At 37.2% G+C, this 12,063-nt stretch carries 11 protein-coding genes and 1 tRNA gene; 11 read left to right on the plus strand and 1 reads right to left on the minus strand.

Annotation, left to right across the window (positions count from 1 at the left end):
• Positions 1-276: 276 nt before the first annotated feature.
• From asnA to D0T53_RS04820, 9 genes are all read left to right on the plus strand, one after another.
• Positions 277-1,314: an aspartate--ammonia ligase gene (asnA, locus tag D0T53_RS04780; RefSeq protein ID WP_163265609.1), complete on the plus strand. Its 1,038-nt coding sequence runs from the start codon at positions 277-279 to the stop codon at positions 1,312-1,314.
• A 249-nt stretch (positions 1,315-1,563) separates the two neighbouring features.
• Positions 1,564-1,920 (plus strand): hypothetical protein, encoded by a 357-nt coding sequence (locus D0T53_RS04785; RefSeq protein ID WP_221411498.1) that lies wholly within the window; start codon positions 1,564-1,566, stop codon positions 1,918-1,920.
• Positions 1,921-1,927: 7 nt separating this feature from the next.
• Positions 1,928-3,358 (plus strand): cardiolipin synthase, encoded by a 1,431-nt coding sequence (cls, locus tag D0T53_RS04790; RefSeq protein WP_163265613.1) that lies wholly within the window; start codon positions 1,928-1,930, stop codon positions 3,356-3,358.
• Positions 3,359-3,366: 8 nt separating this feature from the next.
• Positions 3,367-4,650: a folylpolyglutamate synthase/dihydrofolate synthase family protein gene (locus D0T53_RS04795; RefSeq protein WP_163265614.1), complete on the plus strand. Its 1,284-nt coding sequence runs from the start codon at positions 3,367-3,369 to the stop codon at positions 4,648-4,650.
• 104 nt (positions 4,651-4,754) lie between these two features.
• Complete coding sequence (locus D0T53_RS04800) at positions 4,755-5,567, plus strand: enoyl-ACP reductase (RefSeq protein ID WP_163265616.1); 813 nt, start codon at positions 4,755-4,757, stop codon at positions 5,565-5,567.
• A 308-nt stretch (positions 5,568-5,875) separates the two neighbouring features.
• Positions 5,876-6,889, plus strand: a complete 1,014-nt coding sequence (gene pta / locus D0T53_RS04805; RefSeq protein WP_163265618.1) for a phosphate acetyltransferase — start codon at positions 5,876-5,878, stop codon at positions 6,887-6,889.
• A gap of 16 nt (positions 6,890-6,905) precedes the next feature.
• Positions 6,906-7,871: a 3-hydroxyacyl-CoA dehydrogenase family protein gene (locus D0T53_RS04810; RefSeq protein ID WP_163265620.1), complete on the plus strand. Its 966-nt coding sequence runs from the start codon at positions 6,906-6,908 to the stop codon at positions 7,869-7,871.
• Between the two features lie 4 nt (positions 7,872-7,875).
• Positions 7,876-9,078, plus strand: a complete 1,203-nt coding sequence (locus tag D0T53_RS04815; protein ID WP_163265622.1) for an acetate/propionate family kinase — start codon at positions 7,876-7,878, stop codon at positions 9,076-9,078.
• A gap of 101 nt (positions 9,079-9,179) precedes the next feature.
• Positions 9,180-9,653 (plus strand): GNAT family N-acetyltransferase, encoded by a 474-nt coding sequence (locus tag D0T53_RS04820; RefSeq protein ID WP_163265624.1) that lies wholly within the window; start codon positions 9,180-9,182, stop codon positions 9,651-9,653.
• A gap of 86 nt (positions 9,654-9,739) precedes the next feature.
• On the opposite strand, the gene D0T53_RS04825 is transcribed toward D0T53_RS04820, so the two are convergent.
• A tRNA-Gln gene (locus tag D0T53_RS04825) sits at positions 9,740-9,810 on the minus strand.
• 190 nt (positions 9,811-10,000) lie between these two features.
• Between D0T53_RS04825 and D0T53_RS04830 the strand changes: the two genes are divergently transcribed.
• Both D0T53_RS04830 and lpdA read left to right on the plus strand, forming a co-directional pair.
• Entirely contained in the window at positions 10,001-10,402 is a 402-nt protein-coding gene (locus D0T53_RS04830; protein WP_163265626.1) for a DUF5856 family protein, read from the plus strand.
• Between the two features lie 158 nt (positions 10,403-10,560).
• Positions 10,561-11,928: a dihydrolipoyl dehydrogenase gene (lpdA, locus tag D0T53_RS04835; protein ID WP_163265628.1), complete on the plus strand. Its 1,368-nt coding sequence runs from the start codon at positions 10,561-10,563 to the stop codon at positions 11,926-11,928.
• The last annotated feature ends 135 nt before the right edge of the window (positions 11,929-12,063 follow it).

Below are 12,063 nucleotides of genomic sequence, written 5' to 3' on the forward strand. Positions count from 1 at the left end.
ACCAAACCTTTTATCTAAATTCGCCACACAAATTTAACAGCTTATTCTTCTGATTTCGAGATTATCATATAAAGTTTGCCATCTCTATTATACAATATCAACAAAAAACGCAGTATAACGAGTTATTTAACAGTAAAATTAAGCCGATAGACATAAATAATAATCATTTTGAGCAAAAAAAGACAAAAAAGTTTTCAGCATAACATTTAAAAGCTAACTTTGCCTTGTTTTTGACATAAATATAAGAATTATACGTTTCTTTGATTATATATAATAATGAGTTATTTAATTAAGCCAAAACAATACCATGCTTTGCTTGACCTGCAACAAACAGAATTGGGCATCAAACAGATAAAAAGCTTTTTTCAACAAAATCTATCTTCCGACTTAAGATTAAGACGAGTTACAGCTCCCTTGTTTGTTCTGAAGGGTACAGGTATAAACGACAATCTGAATGGAGTAGAGAAAGCCGTTAGCTTTTCCATTAAAGACATGGATAATGCCGAAGCCGAAATAGTACACTCTTTGGCTAAATGGAAACGACTCACACTTGCCGATTACAATATTAACGAAGGCTATGGTATATATACCGACATGAACGCCATCAGGGCTGACGAAGAGTTAGGCAACCTGCACTCTTTATACGTCGACCAATGGGATTGGGAACTAGTCATGCCCGAAGAAAATAGAAACGTAGATTATCTGAAAGAAGTAGTAGGACGAATATATGGAGCTTTAATACGCACAGAATATCTCGTATATGAAATGTTCCCCCAGATAACACCAATACTTCCGTCAGAGATAAAATTTATCCATTCCGAAGAATTACTTCAAATGTATCCTAACCTGACAACAAAAGAGAGGGAAAACGAGATTGCAAAAAAATTCGGAGCTGTATTCATTATAGGCATTGGAGGAAAACTAAGCAACGGAGAACCCCACGACGGGCGCTCTCCCGATTACGACGATTGGAGTTCTAAATCTAAAAATGGCTACTATGGGCTAAACGGAGATCTTATTATATGGAATCCTATATTAGAATGCGCACTCGAACTATCTTCTATGGGGATTCGTGTAAACAAAGAAATTTTAGCCGAACAGCTAAAGGTAACCAATAACGAAGACCGTAGAAACCTTTATTTTCACCAACGCCTTTTAAGCGGAGAACTGCCCCAATCAATTGGAGGGGGAATCGGCCAATCGCGCCTTTGTATGTTCTATCTCCGAAAGGGACACATAGGAGAAATACAAGCCAGCATCTGGCCCGAAGATATGCGTATAGAGGCCGAAAAGGCCGGCATGCCATTAATATAAGATCCTTTTTGAATAAAAATAATAAGGAGCCGGTATATATCGGCTCTTTTTTCCTTTCAGCCCATGCTGCAGAACAAATATCAGTTAATATATTCTACAACCACACTCATTTAAGCTTTAGATAAAAGGTATTTAAATATAAATAGTTATTTTTGCCTCATAACTTATTTCCCGATACATTTTCGGATATAATTATTGTGTGACCCTCAAAACAAAACAGAGATGTATCACCGAAAAAAAGATTATCTAATGAATTTGCTTGAACAGCTATTCAAGCATATGACGAAATTAACAGATCAAAACATTGAAGATCCGCTTGAAAAGGAGGAAACAATGAATAAAATTCTGGTGTTTTACAAATCAAGTTTCGATGTAAATGATAATGACACGACTCAACAAATACTAGAAAAGCTTCCCGCTATTTACTTCATCGAAGAATATAGTAAATTACTGTTTTACAGACATGGAGCATCTGACAAAAAAGACAAAGGCATGCTACATAAAGCTCTGGAGCTTGTTCAATATTTAAATTCTGCCGACAAAACCTACTCGTGGGACAGAGCCGTCCTTGAGCAAGACATATTAAGATTACTGGACGAAAACTAAATCATTTATGGATTTTTTCTCAAACATAAACTTCTATGTTATATTTCAAATACTCTATGTGTTAACTGCAATAGGAGTTGTTATAGTTGTTATTTCGGAAAACCGTAATCCTCTAAAAACGATTTCATGGGTAATGATTTTGCTATTACTCCCTCTGGTCGGGCTTATTATTTACTATTTTTTTGGCGAAGACAACCGAAAAAAGCGGCTGATCTCCAGAAAGATGCAAAAGAAGCTTAACAGAAAAGCTCTCGAACGCATCGATATGCAAGAAATACTAAATCCTCCGGCTCAATACAAGGGTCTTATAACATTACTGAACAACCTTAAAGACACTCCTATATATGGAGGCAACAAAATCTCATTTTTCTCATCGGGACAAGAAAAGTTCGATGTCCTTTTTTCCGAAATAGAAAAAGCCCAATCACATATACATATACAATATTATATTTATATGGATGACGAAATTGGAACACGCCTCAAAGACCTGCTTATAAAAAAAGCCTCGGAAGGCGTCGAAGTCCGTTTGTTATACGACGATGTAGGATCGTGGAAAGTTAAAAACAAATTTTTCAAAGAAATGGAAAGTAACGGTATAGAAGTAACGCCCTTCTTAAAAGTTGCATTCCCGTTACTTACCAGCCGCGTAAACTACCGAAACCACAGAAAAGTTGTTGTTATAGATGGAAAAACAGGTTTTATGGGCGGAATGAACGTTGCCGACCGCTATGTACAAGGCATAAATGGAGGAGTTTGGCGCGACAGTCATTTTTTGCTCGAAGGCAAAGCAGTATATGCCCTCCAAATATCCTTTGTTACCGATTGGTATTCGGTAACAAAAGAATTCATCTCGTCCCGCAAATATTTCCCCACCCTATCGCAAGAAGGGAATGTGCTTATGCAAATTGCAACCAGCGGGCCAACCGGAGAGTTTAAAGAAATTCACCAAGGAATATTCTACGCAATAACCAATGCAAAAAAATACATTTATATACAAACCCCCTATTTCATACCTACAGACAGCTTATTGCTGGCTATTCAAACAGCAGCAATAAGCGGAGTTGAAGTTCGCCTGATGATCCCCAAAGAATCCGACACGACTTTTGTTCATATAGCTTCGCTCTCATATATAAAGCAGCTGTTATCGGCCGGAGTGAAAGTATATTTTTACACAGCAGGATTTTTACACTCAAAACTAATGGTTATCGACGATTCTTTAGTTATCACAGGATCGGCAAATATGGATGTACGCAGTTTTGAACACAATTTCGAAATAGATGCATTTATATATAACAACAATACAGCATCAGAAGCCCGAAGCATCTTTGAAAAGGACATGGAGGATTCACACCTTGTAAATTATGAAGAATGGATTTCCCGCCCGTGGTTTAACCGCTTCAAAGAATCTTTTTTCCGTTTATTCACTCCTTTATTATAACATCCCGAATGAATTATAACGAAACTGTCGAGTATCTATACAATCAGCTTCCCGTATTTCAGAATATTGGTGGCACAGCATATAAAGAAGGACTGGACAACAGCCTGAAACTCGATACCATGCTCGACTATCCACACACCAAGTACAGAACAATACATATTGCCGGAACAAACGGAAAAGGGTCTACATCTCATTTATTAGCCGCAATTCTTCAGCAAGCAGGCTACAAGGTAGGGCTATACACATCGCCACATCTTATAGACTTTCGGGAACGAATACGGATTGACGGAAAAAAAATAACGGAACAGTATGTTGTAGAATTTGTAAAAAATCACAGAAAGCAATTCGAGCCTATTTATCCATCATTTTTTGAACTGACCATGTCTATGGCTTTTCGCTTTTTCGCTGACGAAAAGGTAGATATTGCCATTATCGAGACAGGCTTGGGAGGACGGCTCGATAGCACAAACATTATAACACCCGATTTATCTGTTATTACCAATATAAGCTTCGATCACATACAATATCTGGGCAGCTCCTTAGAAAAAATAGCCGAAGAAAAAGCAGGGATTATAAAAACGGGAGTTCCCGTTGTTATTGGCGAAACTACACCTCAAACAAAGGATGTGTTTATAAAAAAGAGCGACGAAACAAAATCGCCTATAGTTTTTGCCGATCAAAAAAACATTATTCTGTCAGAAAACAGAGTTAACGGAAAATGGATATTCGACACCAAAGAATATCTAAATCTGGAATGTGAACTGGCAGGAGATGCGCAAGTAAAAAATGCGGCTACAGTATTGGCTTCGCTCGAAATATTAAAAAATAAAGGCTATAACATCCCCGCTAATGCTGTTTACAACGGATTTGCGCACGTAACTTCACTTACAGGACTAATGGGACGTTGGCAAATTGTGCAACAAACGCCAAAAGTGGTTTGCGACACAGCACATAATGTAGGTGGAATAGAATATATTGTCCATCAACTTAACGAAGAAAGATACCACCATCTGCATATAGTATTGGGCATGGCTAACGATAAAGACATATCGAAAGTACTTGCTCTGCTTCCCAAACATGCTATATACTATTTTACAAAAGCAAACATAAGCAGGGCATTAAACGAAAAAGAGCTACAATATCAGGCCGAAACATTTGAATTACAAGGCAATACATTCACATCTGTTAAAGAAGCGGTTAATACAGCCCTAAGTAATGCCCAACCCGATGATTTTGTTTTTATCGGAGGCAGCAATTTTATTGTAGGCGAAGCTCTTCCTTTATTTTTATAAACGCCAATAAACGTTTTATTACAAATAACATTGCATATTGCACATTTTTACTAATTTTGTGCCATTATTTAGTATAATCGAATATTAATTATAAACAAAAGACCATGAGTCATAATTTATTAAAAGGTAAAAGAGGCATTATTTTTGGAGCATTAAACGAAAGCTCTATTGCGTGGAAAGTAGCTGTTAAAGCGGTTCAGGAAGGAGCAACAATCACTTTATCAAATACAGCTATGGCTGTAAGAATGGGCGAAGTAAACCAACTAGCCGAATTATTGAACACACAGGTTATTGCTGCCGATGCAACAAATGTAGAAGAGTTGGAGCAAGTGTTCGTAAAATCTCAAGAAATATTGGGAGGAAAAATAGATTTCGTTTTACACTCAATCGGTATGTCTCCTAATGTTCGTAAAGGAAGAGCTTACGACGATCTTGACTATGGTTTCTTCGATAAAACATTAGATATCTCTGCCCTATCGTTTCATAAGATGATGCAGGTAGCAAAAAAAATAGATGCAATAGCCGAAGGAGGTTCTATACTTGCTTTAACACATATTGCTGCACAACGTATTTTTGCAGGATATAACGACATGGCAGATGCTAAATCGCTGCTTGAATCTATTGCACGCGGCTTCGGATACGTTTACGGACGCGACAAAGGTGTACGTGTAAATACAATTTCGCAATCGCCAACTCCAACAACTGCAGGAAACGGTATCAGCGGAATGGGTGCATTTCTTGGTTTTGCCGAAAAAATGTCGCCACTAGGCAACGCAACAGCCGAAGAATGTGCCGATTACTGTATCGTTATGTTCTCCGACCTTACGCGTAAGGTTACAATGCAAAATCTTTTCCACGATGGAGGATTCTCTACAACAGGTCTTACCAACGAGGTTATCGAAGGATTTGAAGGATAATTTAATCTTCTGATATAACAAAAATGGCTACCCGGAATGAGTAGCCATTTTTTGTTTGTTGAAAATAGAATGATTTATAAGTATTTTTTCACAAAAGCTATATCATTTTTATCTTTCAAAATGCAAACTCTACATTACATTTTGTATATTTGCACGTTATTTCAGCGCGTTTTTCTCGTTAAAAAACAATTCTTGCGGATAAAACACCGATAAACATGGATTTACGTCTCAAATGTAGATTTCCTGACAAGGAAGACGAAAACAAAAAGTATGCAAATTCAACAAATAAACATACAATATAATAATATATGAACTTGATACAACAAATTATTGCAAGGGCACAAGCAAATAAACAACGCATTGTTTTGCCCGAAGGAACTGAGGAAAGGACAATAAAAGCGGCAGATTTATTATTAGCCGACGGGGTAGCTCACGTTATTTTGCTAGGAAATAAAGACGAAATAAATAATCTGGCTAAAAAACACGAATTAAAAAACATAGACAAAGCCGAGATTATAGACCCCAAAAACAGCCCCAAAAAAGAAGAATACACTAATTTGTTGTTTGAATTAAGAAAAGCCAAAGGATTAACAATAGAGCAAGCCGCAAATCTTGTCGAAAATCCTTTATACTATGCTTGTTTAATGATAAAAAGCGGGGATGCTGACGGAGAAATTGCCGGTGCACAAAATACAACAGGCGATGTGTTACGCCCTGCACTTCAGATAATAAAAACAGCCCCCGGCATAAGCGTTGTTTCGGGTGCGTTCCTTATGTTTACAAACGAAAAGCAATACGGAAACGACGGCTTGCTTTTATTTGCAGATTGTGCCGTAACACCTAATCCAACAGCACCACAACTAGCCGAAATAGCAATTGCTACTGCACATACTGCCCGTGCCCTAGTAGGAGAAGAACCCAGAGTAGCAATGTTAAGTTTTTCGACAAAAGGAAGTGCTAAAGACCCAATGGTAGATAAAGTTATTGAGGCTACTAAGCTTGCAAAAGATATTGACCCCACTGTACTTATCGACGGAGAACTACAAGCCGACGCGGCACTTGTTGCTTCGGTTGGAGATAAAAAAGCTCCGGGAAGCCCCGTTGCCGGAAAAGCAAATGTATTGGTATTCCCCACATTAGAAGTTGGCAATATCGGATACAAGCTTGTTCAACGGCTAGGTAATGCCGAAGCCGTTGGTCCAATTTTGCAAGGTATGGCTGCTCCTGTAAACGATTTATCGAGAGGATGTTCGGTAGACGACATTTATAAAATGGTAGCCATTGCGGCAAACCAAGCTATTGCAGCAAAAAAAGACAAATAAAACACTAGATATAATTATGGCTGAAATAAAAGAACCTATCGAAAGCTACGGGTTAAGCAAAAAAGACAAGAAGAAGTCTTTATTCTCGAAAGTTGGAGTGGTTGGTTGCGGACGCGACGGGCGTTACATCGTAAACCTAATGGCTTCATCGGGTATGGAAGTAGTTTTTATCGAAATATCGGACGAACGTATTCATGATGCGCTTAAAGAAATAGAGCAAAGTCTTGATACAAAAATAGACAACTGGGGACTTACTCAAACCGAGAAACGCAGCGTTATGGGACGTATCAAGGGTTCTCTTGATTATAAAGACCTCGTTGGTTGCGACTTTGTTATCGAATGTATTCGTTACGAAGAAAACGGAGAGCGCAGTACTCAATTACGGAAAGAAGTTTTCAAAAACCTTGAACAGGTATTAGCTCCCGACGCAATTATCTCGACAAATGCGACAACAGTTATTATAAGTGAACTAGCATCCGACCTAAAACATAAAGAACGTTGTGTAAGCTTACATTTCCCGATAGGACATACCGATGCCCGACTTTTAGAAGTAGTGAAAGGAACGTTCACTTCGGACGAGGTTTCGAAAAAAGTATTCCTTTTCGCAAAGCTTATCAAATATACAGCGGTAGAAGTAAGGGAAAGCAGCGGACTTGTCAGCATGCGATTAATGGCTGTAATGCTAAACGAAGCTTGTCAGATGCTACTGGAAGGACTTACATCGATGGAAAATATTGACGAAGAATTCACTATCATATATGGCCAACGCTACGGAATTTTCCGTTTAGCCGACATTCTTGGCATCGAGAAGATGGTTATGCTAATGGAAGATATGTTTAACGAGTACGGAGATAAAAAATATAAACCTACTCCTATATTATGGAGGCTTTATCACTCACGTCAGCTAGGTATTGCCACCAAACGCGGTTTTTATATTTACAACGAAGCCGGGCAAGTAGTTGCTCCTAATAATTTAATTTAACAGCATGAAGATACTAGTATTGAACTGCGGTAGTTCGTCAATAAAATATAAACTCTTCAATATGAAGAGTAAAGAAGTATTAGCTCAGGGAGGTATTGAAAAAATCGGGCTGAAAGGTTCGTTCCTTAAATTTTCGATGCCCAATGGCGATAAAGTAACCTTAGAAGGCGAAATTCTGGAACATCAATCAGGAATTGAGTATATATTAGGTGTACTTACCAGTAAAAAATACGGATGCATAAGTTCTCTTAGCGAAATTGATGCAGTAGGACACAGGGTTGTACACGGTGGTGAAAAATTTAACAAAAGTGTGTTAATTACAGACGATGTATTAGCTAAAGTTGTAGAATGTATCGACCTTGCACCGCTTCATAATCCACCCAATTTAGCAGGTATCAACGCCGTAAAAGAATTGATGGGTAAGGATAAACCTCAAGTTGCGGTTTTCGATACGGCATTTCATCAAACAATGCCCGAAGAGGCTTACATGTACGGAATCCCATACTCTCTATACGAAAAATATTCAATCCGCCGATACGGATTTCATGGCACAAGCCACCGTTATGTATCGAAACGCGTTTGCGAATATCTTGGAGTAGATCCTCAAACGCAAAAAATAGTATCGGCACACATTGGTAACGGAGGCTCGTTAGCTGCAGTTAAATACGGCGAATCGATAGACACAAGCATGGGCATGACTCCCGTAGAAGGATTGCTTATGGGTACCCGCGCAGGAGATGTTGATGCTGGTGTTCTTTCTTATGTGATGGAAAAAGAGAAGGTTGGCCCTCAAACAATGTCTACCATAGTAAATAAGTTCAGCGGATTGCTCGGCATATCCGGAGTATCATCCGATATGCGTGAAATACGGGGCGCTGTAGACAGTGGAAACAAACGGGCAGAACTAGCTTTCGACATGTTTGCTTACCGCATAAAAAAATACATCGGAGCTTATGCCGCTGCTATGAACGGAATAGATATTCTTGTTTTCACGGGAGGAATCGGAGAAAACTCTTCCGAAACACGAGAAGCAGTATGTAAAGGCCTCGAATTTATGGGAATAACACTCGATAACGAAATGAATTATAAAATTCATGGAGATGAAGCTATATTAAGTATACCCGATTCGAAAGTAAAAGTAGTGGTTATCCCAACCGACGAAGAATTTATGATAGCCTCAGATACCGAATCAATCGTAAAAGGCTAAAGAAAAAATACACCAAACTGAAAAAGGTTTTACCATCATTGTGGTAAAACCTTTTTTGTATATTATTGTTTCATATTTATATAGTAATAACAGATTGAATTATGAATAAGAATATATCAATCAGAATTGCCACAACCTCCGATATTTGGGAGATAACACAACTATTTTATAATACTATTCAGAATATAAATATAAAAGACTACCCTCAGGACGAAATAGACGATTGGGCATCGTGGTATGCAGATACAGAAAGATGGATAAAGGCTGTTTCTGAACAATATTTTATTGTTGCCGTACAAAATAATACAATTGTAGGGTTTAGCTCACTTAACAAAGATGGATATTTAGATTTTATGTTTGTCCATAAAGACTTTCAGAGAAAAGGAATCGCAAAAATGTTATTATCGGCAATAGAAGAAAAAGCGATCAGTCAAAATAACCGATTCATCTATTCAGAAGTAAGCATAACAGCTCTATTATTTTTCGAATCGCAAGGATACAAAGTAGAAAAACAACAGCTAAAGAAAAGCAGAGATAAAGAACTTATCAATTATAAAATGATTAAATATATATAAATCTCCGGCAATGGCTAAAAGGCTATTCACTATGGGGTAAAAAACAAAAGATGTAAGTTGCTGAAACTTACATCTTTTTGTTTGAGTTGTCCCACAAAGATTCGAACTTTGAACGACTGAACCAAAATCAGCTGTGTTACCATTACACCATGGGACAATCCTATGCCTTAAGGCGGTACAAAAGTATTATTTTTTTTTACAAATACAAAGAAAAAAGGTTTTTTTTTACACATTATAGATATCAGGCAAAGAGCAACAGATGTTTAACAGAAATTAATTGAACATTTTCCATTCCTTTTCTGTTCTAATTACAGAAAGGCTATTAATTAATAAATAATATTTGAGTTATGGAAACTAAAACTAAAAAAAGCAAAACTGTGAGTAAGGCAACAGAAGTTGGTGAATTTTTCGGAAAAATGTATTCTTTCAACAATAGTTTGAAACTTTTCCATTGGCATGTAACAGGTAAAGCCAGCTATGCTCAACACATGGCTCTTGACCAAGCACTTGACGACCTAGCCGATACTTTAGACAGAATTGTGGAAACATCGTATGCAATGTTAGGCGATATTACTGTAAAAATTCCTGAAACAAAAGTTCCATCAGATATAGTTAAGCATGCTTCCGAGTTTTTCGATTACATAGGAACTCAAAGAGAATTGTTCCCCGAAGCATTTACTCAAGCTATAATTGATGATTACCAAGAAGCTATTCAGCAATTATTATACAGACTAAAACGTCTGCAATAATAAGACCCACAATAACGAATCAGAAAGCAGATTTTATATAAAATCTGCTTTTTCTATTTGCAAAGGCTCTATCGTAATAGAGCTTAAAGAAAGTTGAAAGAAAGTACTTTTTGACTATATTTGAAAATCTATGTATTATTAATAATAAATTTCAGAGTATGATTTTTGATGTTGCAATTATCGGAGGTGGCCCTGCCGGATACACAGCTGCGGAAAAAGCTTCGGCTAGCGGTTTAAAAACTGTAATTTTTGAAAAGAATGCCATTGGTGGTGTATGCCTTAACGAAGGATGTATACCAACCAAAACATTATTATATTCTGCAAAAACTTTAGACAATATAAAATTGGCATCGAAATATGGCATATCTGCCGATTCTTCTTGCTCTTTAAATTTAGACAAAGTAATTGCCCGCAAAAATAAAATAGTCAGAAAGCTTACAGCCGGAATTAAGCAGAAATTAAATATCCACAATGTCGAAATAGTAAACGAGTGTGTAAGTGCATTAGAAGACAACAAAGGTTTCATTAGTATTACACACGAAAATGGGACTGTCAATGCAAAAAACATATTGATTTGTACAGGCTCCGAGCCTATTATTCCACCTATAAAAGGGATAAACGACATAGAATACTGGACTTCGAAAGAAGCTTTAGATAATAAAGAAATACCCCAAAATATAGCAATCATCGGTGGAGGAGTTATCGGAATCGAGTTTGCTTCTTTTTTCAACAGCCTTGGATCTAAAGTCTCCGTTATTGAAATGACTCCCGAAATATTAGGGTCGATGGATAAAGAACTATCTGCAATCTTAAGATCCGAATATCAAAAGAAAGGTGTTGAATTTTATACAAAAACAAAAGTAATAGAAGTTGCATCAACAGGTTTAGTTCTTGAGAAAGATGGAGAGACATTTTCTATCGTTTCCGATAAAATATTAATAAGTGCTGGAAGAAAGCCCAATATATCGACTTTGAACATCGACAATTTAAATATTGAAATGTTTAAAAACGGGATTAAAGTTGATGAAAATATGCGAACTTCACATCCTTCAGTATACGCATGCGGCGATGTAACAGGATTCTCTCTTTTAGCGCACACAGCCATACGAGAAGCAGAAGTAGCTATAAACCATATATTAGATAAAAAAGATTCGATGAGTTATAAAGCCATACCTGCAGTAGTATATACCAATCCCGAAGTTGCAGGTGTAGGTGAAACCGAAGAAAGTTTATCGACAAAAAACATACCACATGATGTTGTAAAATTACCAATGTCATATTCCGGACGATTTGTCGCTGAAAATGAACTAAGCAATGGAGTGTGCAAGTTTATCATTGACAAAAACAGACAAATATTAGGGTGCCATATCTTAGGGAATCCAGCATCCGAACTAATTGTTATAGCAGGAATTGCAATAGAAAAGAACTATACAGTAGAGGATTTTCAAAGAATAGTATTCCCACACCCCACCGTGGGAGAGATTATACACGAAACACTGTTTACTGATCCAAAAGATAAAGAATAATATTCAGACAAAAAATGTAACAAATCCTATGTAAGTATTTTCCAGAATTTTTCTGTAAACAACAAAAGCCCCGTATTAAATAAATAATACGAGGCTTTATTATATAAGTGGCGGCTACCTACTCTCCCACCCAAA

This window comes from Dysgonomonas sp. 216, assembly GCF_010501065.1.
Taxonomy (GTDB): domain Bacteria; phylum Bacteroidota; class Bacteroidia; order Bacteroidales; family Dysgonomonadaceae; genus QVMM01.